Origin of the sequence: Paenibacillus sp. NPDC058071, assembly GCF_042885235.1 — a bacterium.
Lineage (GTDB): Bacteria > Bacillota > Bacilli > Paenibacillales > Paenibacillaceae > Pristimantibacillus.
In genome coordinates, this window is sequence record NZ_JBHVSK010000012.1 from 1 (window position 1) to 25,606 (window position 25,606).

General features: G+C 54.4%; 17 protein-coding genes. 3 read left to right on the plus strand and 14 right to left on the minus strand.

What is annotated here, in order from left to right; translation table 11 throughout:
* The 14 genes from ACFVTB_RS19115 to ACFVTB_RS19180 form a co-directional block, all read right to left on the minus strand.
* Nucleotides 1–417, minus strand: a 417-nt coding sequence (locus tag ACFVTB_RS19115; protein WP_483875116.1) for a transposase, incomplete at its 3' end; no start/stop codon positions are given.
* Between the two features lie 380 nt (nt 418–797).
* Nucleotides 798–2,354, minus strand: a complete 1,557-nt coding sequence (locus ACFVTB_RS19120; protein WP_387752574.1) for a helix-turn-helix domain-containing protein — start codon at nt 2,352–2,354, stop codon at nt 798–800.
* A gap of 30 nt (nt 2,355–2,384) precedes the next feature.
* Nucleotides 2,385–3,380: an ABC transporter substrate-binding protein gene (locus ACFVTB_RS19125; RefSeq protein WP_387752576.1), complete on the minus strand. Its 996-nt coding sequence runs from the start codon at nt 3,378–3,380 to the stop codon at nt 2,385–2,387.
* 172 nt (nt 3,381–3,552) lie between these two features.
* Complete coding sequence (locus tag ACFVTB_RS19130) at nt 3,553–3,888, minus strand: DUF3024 domain-containing protein (RefSeq protein WP_387752578.1); 336 nt, start codon at nt 3,886–3,888, stop codon at nt 3,553–3,555.
* A 1,064-nt stretch (nt 3,889–4,952) separates the two neighbouring features.
* Nucleotides 4,953–8,594, minus strand: a complete 3,642-nt coding sequence (locus ACFVTB_RS19135) for a choice-of-anchor I family protein (protein ID WP_387752581.1) — start codon at nt 8,592–8,594, stop codon at nt 4,953–4,955.
* A gap of 147 nt (nt 8,595–8,741) precedes the next feature.
* Entirely contained in the window at nt 8,742–9,488 is a 747-nt protein-coding gene (map, locus tag ACFVTB_RS19140; RefSeq protein ID WP_387752584.1) for a type I methionyl aminopeptidase, read from the minus strand.
* A 153-nt stretch (nt 9,489–9,641) separates the two neighbouring features.
* Entirely contained in the window at nt 9,642–9,830 is a 189-nt protein-coding gene (locus ACFVTB_RS19145) for a hypothetical protein (RefSeq protein ID WP_042168109.1), read from the minus strand.
* 194 nt (nt 9,831–10,024) lie between these two features.
* On the minus strand, nt 10,025–10,234 hold the full coding sequence (locus ACFVTB_RS19150; RefSeq protein ID WP_387752586.1) for a hypothetical protein: 210 nt from the start codon (nt 10,232–10,234) through the stop codon (nt 10,025–10,027).
* A gap of 115 nt (nt 10,235–10,349) precedes the next feature.
* Nucleotides 10,350–10,826: a PaaI family thioesterase gene (locus tag ACFVTB_RS19155; protein ID WP_387752589.1), complete on the minus strand. Its 477-nt coding sequence runs from the start codon at nt 10,824–10,826 to the stop codon at nt 10,350–10,352.
* Between the two features lie 26 nt (nt 10,827–10,852).
* Nucleotides 10,853–12,514, minus strand: a complete 1,662-nt coding sequence (locus tag ACFVTB_RS19160; RefSeq protein ID WP_387752888.1) for a long-chain-fatty-acid--CoA ligase — start codon at nt 12,512–12,514, stop codon at nt 10,853–10,855.
* Between the two features lie 1,331 nt (nt 12,515–13,845).
* Nucleotides 13,846–15,630 (minus strand): acyl-CoA dehydrogenase family protein, encoded by a 1,785-nt coding sequence (locus tag ACFVTB_RS19165; protein ID WP_387752592.1) that lies wholly within the window; start codon nt 15,628–15,630, stop codon nt 13,846–13,848.
* On the minus strand, nt 15,627–16,862 hold the full coding sequence (locus tag ACFVTB_RS19170; protein ID WP_387752595.1) for an acetyl-CoA C-acyltransferase: 1,236 nt from the start codon (nt 16,860–16,862) through the stop codon (nt 15,627–15,629). Before ACFVTB_RS19170 ends, ACFVTB_RS19165 begins: the two co-directional genes overlap by 4 nt.
* Before the next feature lie 93 nt (nt 16,863–16,955).
* Nucleotides 16,956–19,397, minus strand: a complete 2,442-nt coding sequence (locus ACFVTB_RS19175; RefSeq protein ID WP_387752598.1) for a 3-hydroxyacyl-CoA dehydrogenase/enoyl-CoA hydratase family protein — start codon at nt 19,395–19,397, stop codon at nt 16,956–16,958.
* Nucleotides 19,398–19,437: 40 nt separating this feature from the next.
* On the minus strand, nt 19,438–21,771 hold the full coding sequence (locus ACFVTB_RS19180) for a (Fe-S)-binding protein (RefSeq protein WP_387752601.1): 2,334 nt from the start codon (nt 21,769–21,771) through the stop codon (nt 19,438–19,440).
* Nucleotides 21,772–21,977: 206 nt separating this feature from the next.
* On the opposite strand from ACFVTB_RS19180, the gene ACFVTB_RS19185 reads away from it, so the two are divergent.
* From ACFVTB_RS19185 to ACFVTB_RS19195, 3 genes are all read left to right on the plus strand, one after another.
* Entirely contained in the window at nt 21,978–22,157 is a 180-nt protein-coding gene (locus tag ACFVTB_RS19185) for a hypothetical protein (RefSeq protein ID WP_387752603.1), read from the plus strand.
* A 448-nt stretch (nt 22,158–22,605) separates the two neighbouring features.
* Nucleotides 22,606–23,436: an electron transfer flavoprotein subunit beta/FixA family protein gene (locus ACFVTB_RS19190; RefSeq protein WP_387752891.1), complete on the plus strand. Its 831-nt coding sequence runs from the start codon at nt 22,606–22,608 to the stop codon at nt 23,434–23,436.
* A gap of 62 nt (nt 23,437–23,498) precedes the next feature.
* A complete protein-coding gene (locus ACFVTB_RS19195) occupies nt 23,499–24,500 on the plus strand; it encodes an electron transfer flavoprotein subunit alpha/FixB family protein (protein WP_387752606.1) in 1,002 nt (333 codons plus the stop codon).
* Nucleotides 24,501–25,606: the final 1,106 nt, after the last annotated feature.

The following is a 25,606-nucleotide window of genomic DNA, read 5'->3' on the forward strand; positions in this document are numbered from 1 at the left end:
CGTACCGTCGACAAAGTAATGATCGAGCTTCACATATTTTTCCTCGGCGAGAAATTGAAGGACACCCGTAAAGACGGTCTCCAGGACGTCTTTCACCCGTTCGGAGCGAAACCGATTCAAGGCTCGGAAGTCTGGGCGTTGCCTGCCAGCGAGCCACATGAACATGATATTCTCACGAACCGCTTTGGCGATTTGACGGGAAGAGTAAATGCGCTGCGAGTAGGCGTATATGATAATTTTGGTGAGCATCTTGGGGTGATAACTGTCTCGTCCGCCTCCGGGATAGGCCACGTCGAAGATGGCGTCGTCGAGACGATTGACAGCAGCATTGATCACGCGAACGAGGTGGTTGGCGGGGATGTCTTCTTCTAAATCCATTGGTAAGTAGAGTTGATCCATGGTATATTGAATGTACAAAGAAACCGTCTCCTTTGGTATTTGGTTGGGTGGTACCTCCATTTTACCAAGAAACGGTTTCTTTTTGTTTGACAATATGAAAAAGGGGCGTCCCTCAGTCTTTTATGACTTTTGGGACAGCCCCTTTGGCTTTCCAATTTCATTACATTCTCTTCGTTAATTAGGCACAAACTTAAAAATCAGTGCTTGACGGAAAAGTTGAGTGGAGCGAAGGGTCAGAGGGATTCTGGAGAAACGATAGTGGTCGCTTTTAAAGCCAGATTCCTACCCCAAACCTCTATCAAACAAAGGAATCAGGCTTTAATGGCGATCGGAAGAACCCTCTGACCCGCAGCGCTTCCCCTCACTTATAGTCATGCACTGATTTCGGTTTTGTGCCGTTAATCCTTCAAAATCTCTGGCAGCTCTCTAAGATGTCCCAATCTTGATATAGGATCAACAAACAGCCAATCCGTCGTCATCACGTATACGCGCCCTGCCTGCACGGCGGGCAAATTACGCCATACCTGTCCTTTGCGCAGCTGATCAAACAGCTTCCTTGCTTTCCTGTCCACCACAACAAACATATGGTCTCCCGCGTAAAGCGGCATTTCCGTTACATCCTTACTTTGCTTAAAAGGAAGCAGCGGCTGTTCTTTTTTCGCTCGCTGAACGGCAGGCGGAGGATTCAGTCCAAGATCGTTGTACATCATTTCCCGCTCGTAATACACATCGAATTTATTCGGAAACTCTCTAATGTACCAAAAAGAAACCGTCCTCTCCTGACCAAGCCGCTCTTTCAACTGACGCTGCACTTGATGAACCTGACTCTCATAGCGCTGGATCCAGTCGTCAGCCTGACGATCCCTTCCCAGCAGCGAGGCGATAAGCTTGAAGCGGTGAAAAGCTGGCTGAGACCATGGAACATTCAAGGTTGGTGCAATTTGGCTGTATTGATCGTAGTGGTGACCGTCAAAAGTAAAGATCGCATCAGGCTCCAGTCCCTTCAATCGATCCATGTCCGGACTCACCACCGTGCTGCCGGTTTCAGCAACTCCCTCCACCAGATGACGAACATATTTTCCAGACAACAATAGCTTAGGAGCGCCTACCGGTTTAACGCCAATCGCCAAAAGCTCGCCCAAATACTGCGAAACGGCAACACGGCTTTGTTCTCTATGAAGATTGACATAAAGCCGGGGAGACAGCCCTACATGGCGCTTAAAGGTGCGGCTGAAATGAAACGGATCGCTAAACCCGCTTTTAATCGCAACCTGCTGTATAGGTTCCGAAGCGGTGCTTAGCAGTCTCTTGGCCTCGATTATTCGGCTTTGAATAATATAATTCACCGGACTCATACCCGTCAGCTTCCGAAAAATTCGCGAATAGTGCCTCGGGGATAGACCGCAATTTCTCGCTAAATCAGCATATTGAATCGGCTCGGCAAACGCATTCTGAATATGGGCAATGCTTTTCTTTACCGCCAGAACCGCTCCGTAATCACTCTCTTCGCTTGCCGCGACAGCCTCCAGCGCCAAATGCATGATCTTCTGAAAAAGCGCGTGCAGCTTATACGCTTCTGTTTCATTCGCAGCATCACGACCTTGATAGAGCTGTTCTGCAAGTCCGATCATGCTGCCTAGTGAAGCCGTATAGAGCTCCATTACCTCATCGGCAGCCAACGTATCGCTGCGTTGTTCCTCATTTGTTACTGCAATGCTTTTAAAAGAAATGAGAAAAGCGCTCCAGGGATTCCCTGAAGCGTTCTCGAAGCTCATTGCGGAATGAGCGGGCAGCACATAGGCGTCTGCCATCATATTTTCTGTTGTCTGTCCGTTTACCCGCCAGCCGGCCTTGCCTCCTATCGGCAAGAGCAACGCTGGCGAGTCGGAACAACGATATTCCCCTTCTGTTAGCAGAGAAATATCTGTCCATACATATACATGATGCAGCACCATACCTAGAAACTCCTTTAGCCCGTTCGCTTGCTACTGTGTCAGTAATTTAACCGCATCATCCAATTGTTGATCGAGAGAAAGCACGTCCAGCGGGAACCAAAGCGCATTTTGCAGCGTATACACCTTGTTGTTTTTCACCGCAGGGAGATCTTTCCAAAGGCTGCTTTCCAAAACCTGTTTCAAAAATTCAGGACCGTTATCGAACTGTACGACGAACAGGCGGTCAGCGGAAGCGAATTGCGGCAGCATTTCCATCGAGATATCCATGCCTAATGGGCGCGCTTCTTTCTCCCATTCCTTCTTAACGGCATCTGTCATTGGAAAATCCAATGCCTTGAACAAGGTATAGCCTACATTCTGGTCCGCGTAGACGCGAAGCTGCTTATCTTTAAAACCGCCGATCACGACAGCGCCAAACGTTTCATCCGGGGAAACGACCGATTTCAGCTTTTCTTTTGTTTGTTCTACTTTTTGATTGTAATCAGCAATCCATTTCTCTGCTTTTTCAGGAATACCCAGCACATCGGCCGTATCCTTCAAATGTTCAAACGCATCTTTTTGATCCCACTTCACAACGACAGTCGGCGCGATCTTGCTCAGCTTGCTGATGAGCTCATCATTGCCTTCCATTGCTATGATAAGATCTGGATTTAATACAAGGGCTTTTTCCACATTAAACTCGTTAACGGAGCCCAAATCTTCGACACCATCGATTTTACCTTCCACAGATGCAAAGTTTGTCAGCAAGTGTTTAGCCGCGCCGATTGGCTTCACATCGAGAGCCAGCATTTCCGGCAAATATTGCGTCGTAATAATACGCTGCGGTTTAACGGGAATCTCCACTTCGCGGCCGATGCCGTCGGTCCACATACGGGTTTCTGCTTTCGTCTCGGCTGGCGCGTTCTCGCCGCCTTGATTGCTGCCCTTATTGCTGCCTTCATTGCTGCCCGAATTTCCACAAGCCGCTAGAACTAACCCTACGGCCATGATAAGAATTGCTAGCCGAAAGGAACGGAACTTCTTCATGCTATTACCCCTTTATTTATAATGATAATCATTCCCAATGAGGTTAGTATAGCAGTTTGTGCCCCGATCGAACATGTGTAATTCGGACATCTATATGAATCATTTGGACAAACGAATGATGCATTTAAGATAAACCGGCATTAATCGGATCGTCAAGAGCCAATCCTACGCTTCAATACCAAAATATCCCTATTTCGTTTTTGTCAACGATTGCTAATTGTTTTTGAAAATCCTCGCTTGGTTCGATATCTTCAATTAGATGCCATTTATCCTTACTATCTCTCCAGTACACCAACCATTTGGAGTCTGCCAATCGGAACTGAGCGACATCAAGCTGTGTCCAACCATCGCCTATGTACGCTGGCCTTTCTTCACAAAGAGTAACGTTGTTTCCTCTGATTTTATAGCTGATCCTTATCTGATTGCTTAAATGTTTAGGGAATTTTGATCCTGCATACTCGTCCATAATTTTCTCAATCCGTTTCTTCGTAAAAGCATCTAATGGCATTGGATTCACTTCCTTTATTATTTTTTTCTGGCAGCGGTTTAACCGATACTTTTGCATTCTCGGTTTCGATTTCAACTATCAAATCCGCATTCAGGAAGACCTGTGCCTCCAGCTTGAGTCGTTAGCAAAATTGGTTTGTATGATTCCATTGTGTCAGATTCGAGAGCCGCTAATCAATACCGTACCTCTAAAAACAAAGTTAGCTCGGCAAGAAGCCTCTAATTTCCTCGGTCGGGCGCATAAATAGCGTCTCCGCTTCTTGTACGAAACCCAGCTGTCTTCATGGAATAGATGCTAAAAGGCAGTTATTCTCCCTACTTCCCGTGAGAAGCGAGGCAATAACTGCAATAAAGCAGTTATTGCCTATGGTGTGAACGCAAACGGCAGGTGAATGCTTGAAATAACTGCAAAAAAGCAGTTATTCTTCCCTGTTCCGGTCAAATCCGAGGAAATAACTGCAATAAAGCAGTTATTATTCTTGATACATTGCATCAGGCAACCTGAAGCTTGAAATAACTGCAAATAAGCAGTTATTCTCCCCTGCTCCGGTCAAATCCGAGGAAATAACTGCAATATGGCAGTTATTTTTCTTGATACATTGCATCAGGCAACTAGAAGCTTGAAATAACTGCAAAAAAGCAGTTATTCTCCTCTGTTCCGCTCAAAGTCGAGGAAATAACTGCAATAAAGCAGTTATTGATAACTGCCTCTGCGGCATGCACACCAAAGTTAGGCGCACGCTAGGAGAATGTACCAAGAATACAGTTACTTTCCCTTATTCCCGCACCACGCGTACCTCTCGATACTACGACGGCGCTCGATCACACTTCGGCGGTCGACCCTCGTCGAATAAATACTGCGACAGCGATCATTATCAGATTAACCGAAGGCATGCGTGCAACCAGTAGAGTTAGGCGGGTCAGCTCAGTCTGATCTTAGAGAACCATCTGTTTATATGCAAAAAAACATCCCGCTCCACATTAAACCGTGAAACGGGATGTTTTTCTCGCTATCAAAAGCCCCTTCGTTCCGTGCTGCTTCTTTAAAACGGCAACCCCTCTTGCCTACTTCACAAAATAAGCCGCGATCTTCGCAATTTCCGCTCGCGTGATCGTCTTCTTCGGATTCAGCTTGCCATCCGAACCGCCTTGAATAATTCCCGCTTGAGCTAGTGCCTCAATGGCTTCGCGCGCCCAACCCGAAATATCTCCATTGTCGGTGAATGGCTGCTTGCTGCCGCCGGAAGGCAGCTGATCCTTCACTGCGCGGTACAGGAGGACGAAAGCTTCCTCGCGCGTAAGCTCTTTATTCGGACGGAAGCTTCCGTCCGAGAAGCCGCCTGCAATGCCTTCCGATGTCAAAGCATTCACATAGACGCTGTACCAAGCGCCTGCCGGTACATCTTTGAAGCCGCTTCCTGGTGCAGTGCTTCCTTGCAGTCCAATCAATCTATACAGAACTGCCATATACTCTGCCCGCGTCATCCGGTTATCCGGCTTAAAGCTGCCGTCCGGCTGTCCTTGGAGAATGCCTGCCGCTGCCAGCTTGCCGATAGCGTCCTTCGCCCAATGGCCGTTAACGTCGGTAAAGCTCGAGCCGCCTTGTCCAGGCGACGCAGTCGGCTTCGGTGTCGATGACGGTACAGGCGATTGCGTTGGCGCTGGTGTTGTCGACGGTGTAGCTGTTGGCTTCGGCGTTGCAGACGGTGCCGGCGTCGATGGTGTAGGCGTCGAGCCTGACCCTGGTGTCGACGATGGCGTCGGTGTCGGTGTCGAGCCTGGCGACGGCGTCGGTGTCGGTGTTGCTGACGGTGTTGGCGTCGGTGTCGGCGTGCCGCCACCGCCCGGAGCAGCAGCAACGGTCACGACTGCTTCCGCGCTGCCGTACCCATCGGAGCTAATCGCTTTGATGACCGTTTTGCCCTCTTTCAGCGGACGAACCGTGCCATCCGCATCAACTGCGGCAACAGATGCGTCCGAACTGGACCAGGTTACTGTCGCTGCTCCGCCTTTAATCGGCTCGACGACAGCATTCAGCTTAGTGGACGTTCCACCTGCCGCGAGAGAAAGCGCAGTGCGATCGAGCGTCACTTTTGTCGTCTCCAATTGATAGACAGCCACTTTGCCGCCTACCTCGAATGCAACCAGCAGCAATGGCAATCCAGTCGGGCTGTCCGCTGCCGAAATGAACTCAAGTCCTTCCGGTCCCGTGTCCGTATCCAAATTCACTTTTCCTTGGCTGTTGAGAAACTCCCGCGTATTCGTGTAGTTTACGAAGGCAGGCGACGCCGGATCAGTCACGTCATAGGTCATAATCCCGCCAACTCTCTCGAGACCGACAAAAGCAAAGACATGGTTGCCCACCTCGCCGGTTTTAATATCCTCCGGCTCCGGACCTTTCTTCGTACTGCGGTCGTCTATGGCCACCTTGCTATGGCTGGCGTTGAAAAACGCCGGCAAACGCTGGCCGGTAATCGTTTCAAAGTCGTTTCCACTGTCGTAGACCTGTTCCATCGTATCTGTATCCCAGATTGAGAACGATCTGCCGCCCAGCATGTAAATGCCGTCATTACCCATGTCCGCCAACACTTCAACGGCATTGTACTGATCCTTGCCGTTCAAGAAAGCATAAGCTTCGGAAGCCGGGTCGAGCTGTCCTTTCAATTTTCCTATCGTGCTAATATTTACACGGTTCGGCCACTCGGTTGCATCCCCTTCATTCGCCGTGAACAAATAGGTTTTGCCGTTAATTTGGTGAGTAGCGATGCCGTCCGGCATATAAACTCCTTTGAACGGCACATTTTCCAGCAGCACAGCCCCGTCTTCCCGTACATCGAGGGCATTTGCGGCGGCATTAAAATCTTTGAATCCGAGTCCATCGACCGACAGCACTTTTTTCGAAGCGATATCGATCGTCGCAATCGCATTGTTTTCTTGCAAGCTGACGTAAGCCTTTTTATAATCCGCAGAGAGCGCAATATATTCCGGCTCCAGATCATAATAAGCATCCGCTTTGGTGCCTTTGCCTTTAATCATCCCGTCCGCCGGATCTACCGCTCCCCGGATATGAACATTGTCGCTGATTACCGATTCGTCGTCGAAATACACCTGGACGCTCGTACCCAATTGCGTGTCAACGATTGTTACGCTGCCCGGCGGGTCGTCGACTCCGTTGTTCGGCTCGGCTTCATCCGCCGTCATCACGTATCTGCCGTCAGGCGTCGATTTAATCATATCCGGCTGAACGCCAGCCGCATATTCGGTCACCAAATTGCCGGAGTAGTCCAGCGCTAAAATTTTACCAGCCTTCTTCCGATCATTCTCTTGCACTGCAACGTAAATTCGTTTTGTCGCCGTGTTTACATCAACACTCGTCAAATCGCCAAACGTAAAGCTGCCGTTCGTTTCCGCCAAATCGCGGACGAACACGCTCTTTTCCTTTTGCAGATCGCCCTTGCCGTTGCCAAGGCTTACAATATCGAGGGTCGGCGGGTTGGCCGAACCATTAACGAGATAAAATTTCCCGTTATCTTTGTTAAACTTCACAATTTCCGCCACGCCTCCATCGGCGTTTGTACTTCCGACCGAGTACCCGCCGATCTTCGTGATCGCCAGCGTATCGTCAATATTTGGGCGGAATGCCTGCACGTTCAACGTCAGGCTCTGGGAAGCGGTCCATGCGGTTGGATACGTGCTGTCCGTTACTGTAACGTTAACTTTAACACCAGTCTCAGCCGTTCTCGGCGTTCCGCTAATGACCCCATCCGTCGTCATGCTGAGTCCTTGAGGGAGTCCGTTCGCCTCGTAGGTATATGGCGCTTTTCCGCCTTTCGCGACAATAGAAGTCTGGTATGCTTGATCGGTATAGGCGTTCGGCAGCGATGCCGTTTGAATCGCCAGCGGATCGGGCTGTACCGCCCATGCGCCATCGGAGCCCGCTTTCGGGCTAAGTACGGCTAGCTCGGCATTCGTGACCGCTTCGTAATCCACCTGTTTGAAATCCGCTTTGTTGTGGTCAGTGTCTTTGAAATCGACGCGGCGAATCGATTTTTTCTTCGACGTGCCTTCTGCCGAACCGGTTGGATAGTCCGATTCATAACCGTCAATATCACTGCCTTCGTCGTTGCTGCCCGTGCCGATCATATCGACATAACCGGGCACCATCGTCTCAAACGGATTTTTCACTTGGTTAGAGATATCCAACTGATTGCTCGTCAGGACGACTTTCATCCCTTTATTGTTGATAAACCGCGTATCCCAATCCAAATCCTTCTTCGACGTCAAATCGACCCTAGCGCCGACTGTGCCAGTGGCACGGGCTCTTACCAAATAGGAGGACTTCGCTTTGATCTCGCCTTGCAGATTGAGCTTCTGCCAATCGCCGGTCGGACCCGTCTTTTCCTTGTTGCCGCGGTCAGCATAGTGCAGCGCCCAGCCGCTCAAATCGATGTCGCTGTCCGTTGGATTAAACAGCTCAATAAAGCCGTGCGAGGAGAAAGCATCGGATGCCGACGTCAAGCCCGACCCGTACACCTGGTGAATCAAAATATGCGGAACGTCTGTATTGTATTGCCCGTTCGGCAAGTATGGCGTACCGGCCGTGAGATCAGGGCCTGGGGCTGCCGTAACGATACTCCCCGCGAATGTTCCAAGAGCAAGCTGTGCTGCCAGCAAGACAGCCGTCGTTTTTTTTACCGTGCTTTTCAAAATCGAATCACTCCTGACTAAGGGTTGGATTCCCTCAAGTGTAAGAAGCGATTATTTGTCCACTGTTAAATTGTTCTTTAAGATTATGTAAAAAGCGTGCCTGGCCGCGCGTTGAGTTGCGAACGCACGGCCTCTTCCGCAAACTGTTTATTTCGTCAAAATGACCGGACCCTCACCGGTAACGGCAACCGTATGCTCAAATTGCGCCGTCAAGCTCCCGTCAATCGTCCGCGCGGCCCTGCCGTCCGGGGCAATCAGCACGCTTGGTACGCCAGCCGTCAAAATCGGTCCAATCGTCACGATCATACCTTCCCGCAGTTTCGACTCCAATCCGGTCGCTCCTTTCTCTCCCTCCAGGCCGATATCATGAAGCCATGCGCTCGCACCGTGGCGGACAAAATCGGCGGCAACGCGGTAACCGGTCTCCTCCGCGGACTGCTGTATCGCCCTAACAATATCGCTCAGCCGATTTCCGGGCTTTGCTTCCATTACGCCGCGATTCAACGCCAGCTTAGCTGTCTTAAGCAAATGGGCAGCCTCTTTGGCCGGGACGCCAATGGCGTATGTCCATGCCGAAATCGCCCTTGCTCCGTTTACTTCAGCCGCAACTTCAATCGTGACGACATCGCCCTGCGATAACGGAGCCCTATCTGGGAAACCATAGTAGACGACCTCGTTCACCGACGCGCTAATCGTATACGGGTAACCTTTTTCGCCTTTTTGAGCAAGGACGGCGCCGTTATCCAGCAGAAAGCGTTCGGCGAAGCGGTCGATTTCAAACGTCGTCACGCCGGGGGAAATTCGTCTTGCGATCGCTTTGTGGCAGGCGGACAAAATTTGTCCAGCCCTTCGAATTGATTTCATCTCGTTTTTGGATTTCAGTATAAGCGTCATGTTAGGTATCCCTCCTCTGTTTCACCCTATTCGGAGAAAAGGCCGAACATTACGCGGGGTCGCGTCCGAATATTGAACAAATACAAAAAAGCTTTGCACTCCGTAACATCACGGACGCAAAGCTGGTAACATTATGAAGTTTGACTGCAACCATCAACCCACAGAGGAGTTCAACTTATCCATCTCATCCTCAACCAACATCGTCAACTCATCCTCGTAGCCACCGGTAATCCGGTACTTACGGATATAATCGCGAACAAATTTCCGCGGGTCCTTTGGCTGAAAAATTCTCGTAAGTTCCTTCAGGCTTTCCTTGACTTCATTCTGGCTATGCTTCGCCATGAAATCTCCTCCCCTATACGTTGGATGGTCGTCCTAAACAACAAAATCCGAGAACGGATGCGGCTCTTACACCGCAAGAACCCCCATCGGTGCAGGCAACTCCATAGTGAATGAGTCTTAATGTTTGCATTTTTCTTACTATTATAACATTTTCGATTCGAATATAAAAGCATGCAATTTATTTCCAGCGGCATTTACTTTTTTTCGTAAAAGCCGTCAACGTTTCGATGTTCTTCTTCATGGCTTGCAGACGGCCCTTTAGCCGGAGGCGGGATATTTACGGCAGCTCTGGACGAGGCAACTCCTTTTTCCTTGTTATGCATACGCAAAAAGGCAGTCACTCCGACAGCAGCAACCAAGATTCCGAACGCTAATACGAGTATAGTAATCCAACTGGCGACCATATCTCCGCCTCCTTTCCCTATTATTTTTATCGGCTTTTTTGAAATCGAATTCAGTCGTTCACAAAACATTCAACAACCTATCTCAACAAGTCCGTTATCACATTGAAAAAAGAAGCTATCCTACGCCGTTTGCACCTGATTTAGATAAAATACGATAAGCGCCGCTGCCCCATGCGATTAATCGGCCTTCCTCATCTTTAACCGAAGCTTGCAACGTGATCGTTCTTCCGATACGATGCATGATTTCTGCTTCGCAGATGATCCTTCCGCTCTTAGCATTTTCCAAAAAGTGAGTATTCATGTGGGCAGTAACAGTTTTCTCTTCCGTACACGACAGCATCACCGCAAGTCCCATCGCATTATCGAGCATCGACATAAGAACGCCGCCGTGCACGATGCCGATCAAATTCATGTGGCGCCGTTCGGCCATTAAGCCGATCACCGCTCTGCCCGCTTCCGCTCGAATCACCTCGCAGCCGAGATCGCCCCAGAACGAAGCCTGCGCTTCCTCGGAGAGCCGCTCCAAATATTCGGCGGCATTCCTTCGCCCAGCTTCCGGCTGTCGAACGGTTTCGGTTTCCTCATGCGACATTAGCGCAACACCGCCTTTGCATGATCTTATCGTTTCGCAGCCGGCTCCGGCTCGGTCTCTTCCGTCAGCTTGCGCTTCAGCACTTTGCCCACCATCGTTTTTGGCAGGCTGCTGCGGAATTCGTACAGATGCGGAACCTTGAACGCGGCCAGCCGCTCCCTGCACCAGCGATCAAGCTCTTCTTCGCTCACCTGCAGCCCTTCTTTTAGCACAATAAACGCCTTGACCGTTTCACCTCGGTAAGCGTCCTTGACGCCGATGGCCGCAGCCTCCACGACAGCAGGATGTTCAAACAGTACCTCTTCTACTTCGCGGGGATAAATGTTAAATCCTCCCGCAATAATAACATCCTTCATGCGATCGACAATCGTGAAGTAGCCTTCCTCGTCCATCGAAGCCAAGTCGCCTGTATGAAGCCAGCCTTCTCTTAACGCATACGCAGTTTCCTCCGGATGGTTCCAGTAGCCTGTCATCACTTGCGGCCCCCGTAGCACCAGCTCGCCAATCTGTCCGGGCGGTAGCAGCTTCCCATCCGGGCTCATGATAGCGGCCTCCGTATCGGGGAAAGGTAATCCAATGGTGCCGATTTTACGCTTGCCCCATATCGGATTAGCGTGGGTGACCGGCGAAGATTCAGTCAAGCCATAGCCCTCGATCAGCTTGCCGCCCGTTAACGCCTCGAACCGGTCTTGTACCTCAAGCGGGAGAGCCGCCGAGCCGCTGATGCACACTTCAATGGACGACAAATCGATCGAATCGGCCGCCCGATGATGAATTAACGCCACATACATGGTAGGAGCACCTGGAAAAATCGTCGGCTTTAGCTTGCCGATTGTATGCAGCACCGCTTCCGCTTCGAATTTGGGCAGCAAAATAAGAGAGCCTGCCTTCATTACCGCCATGTTCATCAGCACCGTCAAGCCGAATACATGGAAGAGCGGCAGCGCTGCCAAAAATTTCTCCACGCCTTCCTTCGCTTTATAGCACCACGCCGACGTCTGTACCGTATTTGCAACCAAGTTGCGATGCGTCAGCATGACGCCCTTCGGCGTACCGGTCGTTCCGCCCGTATATTGCAGCAGCGCCAGATCGTCAGCCTGCGTCTCCGTAACTGGCGGCAAAATAGATTGGCCTGCCAGCAGCCTGCGATAGGCAACCACTCCAAGACGGCCGAATGGAATTTCAGCGCGAAAGCCTTCCCTGCGCTGCTTGATTGGATAGAGCAAATTTTTTGGGAACGGCAGCCCGTCCTTGATCGACGTCACGATAACATGACGCAGCTGCGGCGTCGGACCGGCCTCCGGCTGCTCTCCACGCACGCGCGACAGCCGTGGATAGAGCAAATCGACCGTAATGATGGCAACCGCTCCGCTGTCCGCGAGCTGATATTCTAGTTCTCTTTCAACATATAGCGGGTTAGTTTGCACGGCTATGCCGCCAATCGACAGCACAGCGAAATAAGCCGTCACTGCCTGCGGGCAGTTGGGCAGCATAATCGCGACCCGCTCCCCCTTGCGTATTCCAAGTCCGGCCAAGCCGTGCGCCATTCGGCATACATCTTGGTACAACGCTCGATAGCTGATCGATTTGCCGAGAAAATGAATCGCTTCCTGATTCGGATATCGCTCCGCCGCCCTCGTCAGGAAGTGAAAAATGCTATGCTCCGGGTAATCCAGCGCAGCCGGCACCTCCGGCGGGTAATGTTGGAGCCAAGGTTTCTTAGGTAGTGCTGGATGCGGCTCGGCGTCGGGCGAAGCAGAAAACGCTGCGGCCGGTTGCTGGGCTGGGGCCGGAGCTTGTGACGGCTCAGCCTCAGACTTTGCTTCGGCTGGTGCTTCTTCCTCGGTCGCTGCCGGTGGGGACTCGGTTTCAACCTTTGCCTCGGCTGACGCTTCTTCCTCGGCTGTTGCCTGTGGCGGTGCGGCTTCTGTATCCACTGCAACCGGCTCGTTCTCGGCCTCCGCAGGTAATTCTTCCTCGCCTACAGCCTGTGTTAACTCGGCTTCTGTTTCTGCTGACGCTTCCTCATCGGCTATTGCCTGTGGCGGTTCGGCTGCCACCTCCGCTGTAACCTGAACCGACTCGGCTTCAATCCTCGCAGATGCTTCCTCCTTACTTACAGCTCGTAGATGATCAGCTTCCGCATCTTGTGGTGTTTCCTCTTCGGCTGTTGTCCGTTGCGTTTCGGCTTTCTCCTCAACTGCAACCTGAACCAACTCAACTTCGATCTTCACCGACTCTCCCACCCCAGCTAAAGCCTGCGGAAGCTCGGCTTCCGTATCTGCTGACGCTTCCTCTTCGGTTGTTGCCTGTTGCAACTCGGCGTCTGTCACCCCTGCAACTAGAACCAGCTCGGCTTCAGTCCTCGCGGGCGCTTTCTCTTCTTCTGCCGCCTCAGTTAGCCCGGCTTCCTCATTTGCAGAAGCTTCCTCCACACCTACAGCCTGCGGCTGCTCAGCTTCCGCACTTGCAGGCACTTCTTCAGTTGCAGCCTGCGTTACCGTATCGCCAGCTAACTCCGCGGGCTCAGCTGCCGGCTCAACAAATGCTTCCTCATTGCCCCCTGCCTGTAAAGGCTCAGCATCCACTTCCCCTGACACTTCAAGCACCTCTGCCTCAACGGCCAGTTCGGCGCTATTTTCTCCCGCTGTCACTTCGTCCACGACAGCAGGCTGCTCCACAACCAATGGCTCCACATTCGCAGCTGTCTGCTCTGGCAGCGTTGAAGCCCCTTCTTCCTCAATGACGGGATTTCCTGTATTCCCTATATCTTCGGCTGCAACCGAAGCAATCCCGTCCGGCGCAGTCTCGCCGGAATCAGGTTCACTGCCGGATGACGCAGCCTCGCTCAAAGACTCGGACAGCGCAGAAATAGACGCTGTCTGCTGCGAGGAGACCGATCGCTCCTCTGCATGGGGGGGCGGCGAGCCGTCACGAGGCGAAGCCTCGGCCTGCTCCCGCCGATCTTCGGGTACAAGCGGTTGTTCCGGTTTGAACGGATCCATAGAGCGTTCCCCTCCTATACGATATAGTGCTCCCCTGCAATAATCCGGGCGGCGATCTCCCGCTTGATGGCGATTGTATCGACTGCCGGCGCGCGCATCAGCTTTTTCAATACCGATAGCTGCATTTGCTGCCCGTCGCCCTTTTCCAACGCCGCTATACCCAGCTTCGCATGCGATTCAATCCGATCCATCGCTTCCTGCACGAACACTTCCGTCATCTGGATCGCATTCGCCGCCTTTTCGGCAGAACCTCCGGCTGTTATTTTACGAGCTCGCAAAAGCGCGCTTTCCGCCGCGAACAGCTGAATCATCATATCGGACAGGACGCAAAGCACCTCCTGTTCCTGCTCGATTCGCGTCCCCAGCTTCTGCACTGCCAAGCCGCCAATCGCGAGAAACGCTTTTTTCGCCTGCTTGATCCGGTACGCTTCCCTGTCCAACGGTTCAGCGAAACTCGGAAGCGGCATCGGTTGGAGCAGCTCCGCTTGCAGCGCCTGCGCTTTTTCAAACAGCGGCAATTCGCCTTTCAGCGCTTTCTTGAGCAGCGTACCCGGTATGAGCATCCGGTTAATTTCATTCGTTCCTTCAAAAATCCGGTTGATCCGCGAATCTCGGTAGATCCGCTCCACCTTGTACTCGCGAATGTAGCCGTACCCGCCGTGAATTTGCACCCCTTCGTCCGCGACAAAATCGAGCCCTTCCGAAGCAAACACTTTCACCATCGAGCATTCGATGGCGTACTCGCCAATAGCCTTCGCCGCCAGCTTGCCTGCGTCCGGCGAATCGGCCGCCGCTTCCATCGTCTGCAAATTCGCATCGATCCAGCCCGCCGTTCGGTAAACCATGCTCTCTATCACATAGGTCCGAATATTCATGTCGGCCAGCTTCGCTCCGATCAGCGGATACGAGGAGATTGCGCGTCCGAACTGCTGCCGGGTGTTCGCATACTTGGACGCGAGCTCGATCGTTTCCTTGGCCGCCCCAAGACAGCCCGCCCCCAGCTTGAATCTCCCGATGTTCAAAATATTGAACGCAATCTGATGCCCTTTCCCGATTTCCCCCAGCACCTGCTCGACCGGAACGGCGACATCCTCGAAATAGAGCGGACAAGTCGACGATCCCTTAATCCCCATCTTGTGCTCTTCCGGCCCAACGCTGAAGCCAGGCGTGTTCCGTTCTACGATAAAAGCGGTGAACGCTTCGCCGTCGACCTTCGCGTATACAATAAATACGTCGGCGAAGCCCGCGTTTGTGATATAAAGCTTTGAGCCGTTCAAAATATAATGGGTGCCGTCCTCGGACAGCTTTGCCGTCGTTTTAGCGCCCAGCGCATCCGAGCCGGATGCCGGTTCCGTCAAGCAATAGGCAGCGATCAGCTCGCCGGTCGCCAGCCTTGGCAAGTACTTTCGCTTCTGTGCAGGCGTTCCGAAAAAAACAATCGGCAGCGTACCGATTCCCGTATGCGCTCCGACCGACAACGCGAAAGACGAAGCTCGCGCCAACGTTTCCGACAATAGCGTCGTACTTACCTTATCAAGTCCAAGCCCGCCGTACGCTTCGGGCACATCGGCTCCGAGCAGCCCCAGCTCTCCCGCTTGCCGCATCAGCTTAACGGTCAGTCCATAGTCGAGCCCTTCGAGCTGTTCGTCGTGCGGAACAATCTCCCCATCCGCAAACTCCGCCGCCGCCCGCGCCATCATCAGCTGCTCCTCGTTAAAATCCTCCGGCGATGCCGTTGTCTCCGGCGATGAATCCTCGATGACAAAACGGCCGCCGAATCGTATCGTTTCCGTCGTCATTGCCGATCTTCTCCTTCCGTAGCTGCCGAATATACTTCAAAAACGCCCGCCGCGCCCATGCCTCCTCCAACGCACATCGATACGATGCCTAGACCGCCGCCGCGCCGCCTAAGCTCGTGGATCAGCGAAACCGACAGCTTCGCACCGGTACAGCCAAGCGGGTGTCCAAGCGCGATGGCTCCTCCGTTTACGTTAACCCGCTCCGGGTCAATGCCGAGCTCTTCAACGACCGGCACGCATTGCGCAGCAAATGCTTCGTTGATTTCAAACAGATCCACCTCAGACAATTCGAGCCCAGACTTGGACAGCACGCTCGGAATCGCCTCAATCGGCCCGATGCCCATCACCTCCGGCGCCACCCCGGCTACGCTATAAGCCCGGAATACGGCCAGCGGTTCTAGCCCCAGCCGCCTCGCTTTCGCGCGGCTCATGACGACGACGGCTGCGGCCCCGTCGCTCATTTGCGAAGAATTGCCCGCTGTTACCGTGCCTTCGCGGGCGAAGCTCGGCTTCAGAGGAGCTAGCGTCTCCGGCGTTGTCTCCGACCTCACTCCTTCGTCCGTATCGATGACAGCGGTGCTTTCCCACGGCCGCCCCGCTTCGTTTACACCGGATCGGCGCGCGGTCACGGGCACAATCTCATCTTTAAATCGACCGCTTCGAATCGCTTCTGCCGCCTTCTGATGGCTGGCTGCTGCGAATGCATCCTGGGCCGCCCGGCTGACGCCGTACCGTCTCGCCACTTCCTCGGCGGTATGGCCCATTCCCATATACACTTCCGGCATCGTATCGACGATGCTTGGATGAGGCGACAGCTTGAAGCCGCTCATCGGCACGTGGCTCATGCTCTCTACGCCCCCTGCCACGATCACTTCCGCCTCCCCAAGCCGAATACGCTCCGCAGCGTAGGCGATAGCCTGCAGGCCGGAAGCGCAAAATCGGTTAACCGTCACCGCAGGGGTCGTAACCGGCAGCCCCGCATACAGAGATATGACTCTCGCAAAGTTCAACCCTTGCTCGCCTTCGGGCATCGCACAGCCGAGGATAACGTCCTCGACCTCCTCTCTTGCCAGCCCTGGCGTTCTTTCCAGCGCGGCATGAATGACCGCTTTGCCCAAGTCCTCCGCTCGTGTATCGGCGAACCCGCCCTTCTTCGCTTTGCCTACGGCCGTTCGCACCGCCGACACGATCACCGCGTCCCGATCCTCATCACGGCCAAATCGATTGCCCATCACGGTCTCCCCCTTGCTTTATTCATGCAGCTAAACTTCCGGTCTACGCCGCATAATAGATGGCTCGAACACTCCTTCTAACAAGACTACCGCTTAGTTGCGCAGCGGCTTGCCCGTAGACAACATATGGCTCATCCGTTCCTGCGTTTTGCGCTCGCCGCAGAGGCTAAGAAACGCCTCGCATTCCAGATCAAGCAAATATTGCTCGCTCACCTCCGCGCCCGGAGCAGCGTCGCCGCCAGCCACCACATGCGCCAGCTTCGTCCCGATGAGTGCGTCGTGCCTACTAATCTGGCCGCCGAGCAGCATGCCCTGCACCCCCACTTGCAGTACTGCCTTCCCTTCCCGGCCGGCTACCCGAACCCGCTTTTCCTGCGGCGCGGCATAACCCGCACGGTCCAGCTCAAGCACGGCCCGCTTCGCTTCTGCAATGCGGGAATCCTGGCGCATGATGGCGCGGTCCTGCGGGCGTTTCAGCCCGAGCTTCGCAACGTCGAAGCCGCTGGTCGACGTTTTTGCAAGCGCTATCGTCTCGAACAAGGCGTTCAGATGCGGCTGAAGCTCTCCCCCCGCCGCCCGTTCTGCCGCCAGCACCGCCGCTTCCTTCGAGCCTCCTCCGGCGGGAATTAGTCCGACTCCCGTCTCCACCAGCCCAAAGTACGTTTCCGGCGAAAAAATAATTTGATCCGCAGGTAGGCAAGCCTCCACCCCGCCGCCGAGCGTCATCCGGTGCGGCGCGGCGACGACCGGCCGATCCAACTGTTTGATCGCCAGCATGCTCGACTGGAACAACCGGATAATGTCTTCGACTTCGTCCCAATCGCCGTTTTGCGCTTCCATGAGGAGCAACACAAGATTCGCGCCAACGCAAAAGTTTCTCCCTTCGTTGGCAATGACCAGCCCCCGCCAGTTGCGGCTTACTTCCTCCGCGCTTTGCCGAATCGCCGACAAAATATCGCCGCCGATCGCATTGTTCGGCGAGTGGAACTCCAGACAAGCGACGTCGTCGCCCAAATCGATCAAGCTCGCCCCCCCTGTGCGCAGCACTGTTCGCCCTGCATCCTTCAGCGCAACCAGTGATATGTCGTCAGCCCCGACTCGCTCCTCCGCATATTCGCCATTCGAGGCGTAGAAGCGCTTCGACACGATAGAGCCGTTCTCTTCATCGTCCTCGCCAGCTTTTTGTGTGATATAAAAGCTTTTCCGCCCCGCTTCCAGCCAAGCCGTTACCCATTCCGGCACATCGTCGCCATCTTCTCGTATGCGAGCGACCGAGGCTTCCAGTCCAATGGCGTCCCACAGCTCGAACGGGCCAAGCTCCCAGTTGAAACCCCATTTCATCGCCCGGTCGATGTCGACGATCGAATCGGCGATCACGCCAACAAGCCCAGCCGAATAGAGCAGCGTTCTCTTAATTGTCCTCCATGCGAATTGCGAGTACCGGTTGCCGGGCTCCGCTCCGAGCAGCGCCTTCGCCTTAGCTCCCGCTCCTTTGGCCGCTTTAGCCGCATCGAGGACAGTGGAACTGACTTGCTTGCGCGGCGCGTACCCGAGCGTTAGCAGGTCCAATGCTTCGATGTCGCTTCCGCCCTTGGTGTTCCTTACTTTCCGGTAAAATCCACCGCCCGATTTCTCGCCGAGCCGACCGTCTGCTACCAGCCTTTCGAGCAGCTCAGGCCTAGTGAATGCGGCCTGCTCCGCAGGATCGCTGCTTCGATCGCGCACATTGTCGACCACATGAAGCAGCGTATCGAGTCCAACCAGATCAAGCATCCGGAACGTTGCTGTCTTTGGCCGGCCCATCGCTGGGCCAGTGAGCGCGTCCGCCTCCTCGACGGTCAGGCCGAAACGCAGCACCTCCTCCAGCGTCACGAGCATGCCATAGGTGCCGATCCGGTTGGCGATAAAATTTGGCGTATCCTTGGCTGCGACCACGCCCTTACCCAGTCTTTTCTCGCAAAGTTCAGTAAGCCGCTCGATTGTTTTCGGCGCCGTATCAGCTGACGCAACAACCTCTACCAGCTTCATGTACCTAGGCGGATTAAAGAAGTGCGTAGCCGCAAAATGACGCCGAAACGCCTCGCTTCGCCCCTTCGTCATCTCCGCTACAGATAAGCCCGACGTATTGGTGCTAACCAGCGTTCCCGGCCGCCAGACCGACTCGATAGCGGCGAGCACCTCCTGCTTAACCGCCAGCTTCTCCACGACCGCCTCCACGATCCATTCGACCTCCGCCAGCTCGGACAAATGATCCTCCAGGTTGCCCGGCGTAATTCGGGCCGCCAGCGCCGTATCGTACAGCGCCGCCGGCTGCGCCTTAACAAGCCGTTGCAGAGCGGTGCGCGACAACCGGTTCCGCACCTCAGGATGCGTGAGGGTAAGCCCCTTTCGTTCCTCATCATCCGTCAGCGACGGCGGCACGATGTCCAGCAGCAGCACCCGAAAACCCGCGTTTGCGAGATGCGCAGCAATTCCGGCTCCCATGACGCCGGAGCCAATGACGGCCGCTCGGTTTTTAGCGGGATTGTTCGACATAGGCATATCCCCCTCTTTTTTATAAACAAGACATCAATCTTCACATTCCTGTATGCGATTGTTCCGTCTTATGACCGGCAGCAGGTGCCGGACCGAATACGCTCGCAGCCAGCAGCTCCGCAATGTCCTTGGCGGCTGTACGCTCTGCTGCGTCCAACATTTTCAAGCCGTCCTCCATCATGGTCAAACAATATGGGCAAGCCGACCCAATTACCGAAGCCTTTGTCTCCAGCGCCTGAGCCGTTCTTGCCTTGTTGACTCTGACGCCGCTGTTTTCCTCCATCCACATCAGCCCGCCGCCAGCTCCGCAGCACATGCCCGTTTTCCGCGAACGCTCCATCTCCGTCAGACTAACGCCGGGAATAGCCGCCAGCACTTGACGCGGAGCATCGTACACACCGTTGTATCGCCCCAAGTAACAGGAGTCGTGGTAGGTTACTTTCTCATCCACCGGGTAGCGCGGAGCAAGCCGACCTTCCTTGAGCAGTCTAGCCAGCAGCTCGGAATGATGCTCGACCGTTACTTCCTGCGGCAGGCCAAAGTCGGGATATTCGTTTTTGAACGCGTTGTACGTATGCGGGCACACGGTTACGATGCGGGTAATGGCGTATTTTCGCAGTGTGGCGACATTTTCGCGGCACAGCTCTTGAAAAAGCATTTCGTTGCCGATCCTTCTCGCCGTATCGCCCGAGCTGCGCTCTTCCGTCCCGAGCGTGGCGAAGGAGATGCCCGCCCGATCCAGCAGCCTCACGACATCGTACAGAACGCGCCTGCTCCGTGCGTCGTAGGCACCCATCGATCCTGCCCATAGCAGCAGCTCCGGCTTTTCGCCTGTCCCCTGCTTACGGAGCTCCTGCATCGTCTTGACCCGAACGCCGGTTTTCGCTTCGCAATCATCGATCCAGGCTGCCCGCTCCATTCGCGGCAAGCCCCAAGGATTGCTTTGCCGCTCGATGTTTTGCAGCGCCCGCTGCCCGTCGGCCGGAAGCCTTCCTTCCATCAGCACCAGGTAACGGCGCATGTCGATGATTTTATCCACATGCTCGTTGCCGACAGGGCATATCTCCTCGCAGTTGCGGCAAGTCGTGCAAGCCCACAGCTCCTCCTCCGCCATCACGTCGCCGATCAGTTCCAGCTCCTCTGCCTTTGCCCCTTGCCGCACGCTCCAAGCCTGCGCCTGTGCGGCCATCGTCGGCGCGATCGTCGTCAGTCCGCCCGCAGCCGTTCCGTTGTCGAAGCCGTCCTCCCAGACGGGAAGCGTCACCCCCATCGTATGCACCGCTCCTGCTTTGCCGAATACGCCTGCCGGAATCCACGGCGACTTTGCGGTAACGGAAGTCCCTTTCTCGGTCAAATGATCGCGCAGCTTCACAATCAGATGCATCGGCGACAGCAGCTTGCCTGTATTCGAAGCGGGGCACACGTTCGTGCATCGTCCGCATTCGACGCAGGCATAGAGGTCGACGAGCTGTTTTTGCGTAAAATGCTCGATCTTGCCGACGCCGAACGTCTCCGCTTCCTCGTCCTCCAGATCAAGCGGCGCCAGACGTCCCGGCGGTGTTCTCCGGCGCAGCAGCAAATTGACCGGAGCCGTGATGAGATGAAAATGCTTCGACTGCGGCACATATACCAAAAAGGACAGCAATAGGAGAAGATGGAGCCACCAGAACAATTCGTAACCGGCAATTGCAGCGAATCCGCCTTCTTTTACGCCAAGCTCCCCTAGAATAGAAGCTAACGGAGCCGTTACCGGGGCATAAGCCGCGTCCACCGTGTGATGGACTGCCTCAGTTCCGCTGACGGCAGCACTCCCGCTACCGACGGCAAGCCGCTCGAACGTGAGTGTCAGCAGGACGCTAAGCATTAAACTGCCGATGAACCAGAGAACGAGTGACGGCTTCCAGCCTCTTTTTAAGCGCGGCAGCCTCTCCACATACCTTCGAAAAGCACCATACAGAATAGCAATCAGCACCAGCGATACGGTCAATTCCTGACCCCAGGCGAAAGCCGAATAAGCTGGAAACGGGATTGGCGTTCCGCTTAAATGCTTCCAGATCAGATCGATTGCCCCGAATTGCAAGTGAATGAAGCCATAAAAATAAATCAAATGCGTGAGGCCGCTCCGCCAATCCTGCAGCAGCTTGCGGTGGCCGAACACCTGCCCAGCAAAGCTGCCGTCCGCCCGGGGCGGCGGCTTTGCTGGACGTTTTGGCCTGTCGCCGATAATCGGCGGCCTTCCCAGCTTTATGTATCCGACTCTCCGCAGGATAACGGCGGCAAACGTATAAACCGCCAGCAATACCGCTGCGGCAAAGAAAGTCCATCTGGCGGCATACGCCGCGTGCTCCATCAACCCGTTCAAGGCAAGCGGCATGTTTCCCCCTCCTTTCCTCGGTTTTGGACAAGCTTTAAAACGCTTTCAATTTTGGGCGTACCTCTCCCCTCGAACAGCGCTTCCGACACGGACTGGATGGAGTAGCTAGCTCTGATTCCATGCGCCGATTTCGGTGCATTTGGCTGACTGGCTGACTGCACGAATCGATCATCAATACAGCGCGTCTAGCGCTGGTGCTGACTGGATTGGGCAGATTCAGCTCCGGTTCGGAGCAGCTCCACTCCGCCTTTGTCGCTCAAGAGGAAAAGCACGCGGTGCTCCATGTATATGACGAGGCAGGAGCGAACATGCCGCCGCGGCTGTTCGGGAGGACGGTCTATTTGCGTTTTTTCGCTCATATCGTAGCACTGATGATTGATTTTTAAGCCGAGCCTGCATGCGCAATTATGGGGGCTGCGCCTGACGTTTTATGCGGGGGGCAAAAGATCAGCTTGCCTGTATGCCCTGTAGGGCAGCGTGAGCGCTTATCGAAGTCTTGATGCTCGTATCTTTTAGGGTAAGGTAAGGGGTTTTCGGGGGTTTCGGGGTTTCGGGGTTTCGGGGTTTTTGGGATTTTCGAGACTTTTGGGATTTTCGAGACTTTTGGGATTTTCGGGGTTTTCGAGATTTTCGAGATTTTCGAGATTTTCGAGATTTTCGAGATTTTCGAGATTTTCGAGATTTTCGAGATTTTCGAGATTTTCGAGATTTTCGGGGTTTTTGGGTTTTTGGGATTTTCTACGGCATCTTCAGACGCATCTGCCTGTGGGATAAATACCTTCCTGCGAGACATGCGTTCGCTACGGAAAACTTGAGGAGGGATGAATCGGAATGCTGCAAATTGTCGTTCTGCTCAAGCAAACCTTTGATACGGAAGAAAAAATCGTCGTAACGCCTACCGGCATTTCTGACAAGGAAGCGAAGCTCGTCATCAATCCGTATGACGAATACGCCCTGGAGGAAGCGCTCCGCCAGCGGGAGACGCACGGCGGACATGTGCGAGTCGTCGCCTGCGGGACGGAAAGAAGCGAGGAAGCGCTCCGCACTGCACTGGCAATGGGGGCTGACGAAGCCGTTCGGCTGGAGGCTGACGGACTGGCAGCGGAGGATAGTTCTGCATTGGCGGCCGCGCTAAGCGAGCTCATCAGCCCTTTTGCGCCGGATTTGCTGCTTGCCGGGCTGTTCGCGGTGGACAGCGGGTCTGGTAGTGTTGCTTTGCAGGTTGCTGAAATACTGGGCTTGCCGCATGCGGCTTCCGCCGTAAAACTGGAAATCTCGGGACAGGCCGATGCCTCGGCATCAGGGGCAATTGCCGCCGAGGGAGCGGCGTTTTATGCCATCGTCGAGCGGGACGTCGAAGGGGATAATGAGACGGTGGCCATTCCGCTGCCTGCACTCGTCACTGCTCAGCAAGGGCTCAACGAGCCCCGATACCCGTCGCTTCCCGGCATTATGAAGGCCAAGAAGAAGCCGCTCACTCGGGTTGCGGCAGACGAGCTTGCCAGTTTGCCGGATGAGCGGAAAGCTGCCAAGACTGTACGCGCCGAGCTATTCGCTCCCGCCCCGCGTGCTGCGGGAATACGATTGTCCGGAACGCCCTCGGAACAAGCGGCCGAGCTCGCCCGGTTGCTCTCCGTCTCCGTTTCTGCTTCCATCAAACTTTGAGTGTTGGTTTGGCTTGAACAATTAGCCGCTTTTTTCAGAAATGAAAGGAGGCTTTATCCTACATGACAAAAACAGTGCTTATCTGGGCGGAATGCCGGGACGGTTCCCTGCGCCGCGTAGCTTTGGAGGCGCTGGGAGCAGCTCGCCGTTTAGCGGGCGACGATGGTGAAGTGCACGCCTTGCTTGCCGGAAGCGGCATTCCTTCTGGCGCTGCCAATGCGCTAATCGAGCACGGGGCCAACGTCGTCCTTGTCGCAGAGGACCCGGCGCTGAGCTCCTTTGTCCCCGAAGCTTACCTAGCCGCTTTGCAAGCAGCAGTGGACGCTGCACAGCCGGAAACGGTGCTGCTCGGCCATACTGCCGCAGGCCGCGAGCTTGCGCCTAGGCTGGCAGCAGCTCGCGAAGGCGGCCACATCGCCGATGTGGTCGCTATCGAAGGAGATGGCAGCGATGCCGGCTTGTTTACTCGCCCTCTCTATGCGGGCAAGGCGTTCGAGCGGCGCAGCTTTGCTCCGGGCGGTGGGCTGCGCGTCGTCACAATCCGCCCGAACAACCTGCCGCCGGCGGATGAACTCGGCAGCGGCAGAAGCGGTTCTGTGCGGCCGCTGCCGTTTACAGTTCCGCCGCTATACACCGCCGTACGCTCGCTCGTGCGCCGGGCAGGCGGACGGATCGACTTGGCCGAAGCCGACGTCGTCGTGTCCGGCGGCCGCGGCGTGCATAGCGCGGCCGGCTTCGAGCCGCTGCAAGCGCTGGCGGACGTGCTCGGCGGAGCGGTCGGCGCTTCACGCGGCGCCTGCGACGCGGGCTATTGCGGCTACGGTCTGCAAATCGGCCAAACCGGCAAAGTGGTCACGCCGCAGCTTTATATTGCCTGCGGCATCAGCGGCGCCATCCAGCACTTGGCGGGCATGAGCCAATCGAAAGTAATCGTCGCCATTAATAAAGACGCCGATGCCCCGATTTTCGGAGTCGCCGACTACGGCATCGTCGGCGACTTGTTCGAAATCGTTCCGCTCCTCACCGACGAACTGCGAAGGACGCTGCCCACAATCGGGGCATAACGAAGTTTTCACGTGGTCAAACAGAAGAAAAATAGAGCCTCCAAACCGCTATCTTGTGGCATTGCCCTCTACTGCGGTCTGGAGGCTCTTTTGTATTGGTTACTAGTTGCTTTGTTGGTTGTTGGTTGTTGGTTGTTGGTTGTTGGTTGTTCGTTGTTCGTTGTTCGTTGTTCGTTGTTCGTTGTCGTTGCTCATTGTTCGCTACTCATTGCTGGCTGCTCACTGCTCCGTTACTCATTACTCGTTGCTCGTTATTCCTTACTCGTTGCTCGTTACTAAATTAGTTAGTTGGGTTAAACGTTGTGCTTTATAGCAAGTCCCAGCTTATACCCGTCATGTTCCCGCAATCCCACCATTAGACACTATAGCACTCGGATCTAGTCTCCTACTTGTTCTCTCTGTCCTCCTGTAAGGCGCTTTCGAGCCTTACAGAGCTACTTCCGGCCATTTTTCCCGCCTGTAAGGCGCTTTCGAGCCTTACAGAGCTACTTCCAGCCATTTCCCCCGCCTGTAAGGCGCTTTCGAGCCTTACAGAGCTACTTCCAGCCATTTCCCCCGCCTATAAGGCGCTTTCGAGCCTTACAGAACTACTTCCGGCCATTTTTCCCGCCTGTAAGGCGCTTTCGAGCCTTACAGAGCTACTTCCAACCCTTTTTCCCGCCTGTAAGTCGCTTTTGAGCCTTACAGAGCTACTTCCAGTCATTTTTCCGTCTGTAAGACGATTTTTCGTCTTACGGACCTCCTTTCGGCCCTGTTTACCGTCTGTAAGACGGTTTTCCGCCTTACAGATCGCCTTACAGATCGCCTTCCAGCCCTTTTTCCTGTCTGTAAGACGGTTTTCCGGCTTACAGAACTCCTTTCAGCCCTTTTTCCCGTCTGTAAGACGGTTTTCCGCCTTACAGACCTCCTTTCAGCCCTTTTTCCCGTCTGTAAGACGGTTTTCCGCCTTACAGGCCTCCTTCCGGCCCTTTTTCCCGTCTGTAAGACGGTTTTCCGGCTTACAGATTTCCTTCCAGCCCTTTTTCCCGCCTGTAAGACGGTTTTCCGTCTTACAAGCCTCCTTACAGCTCGCCTTCCGGACCGCCTTCCTCGACACTTGCGCCAAA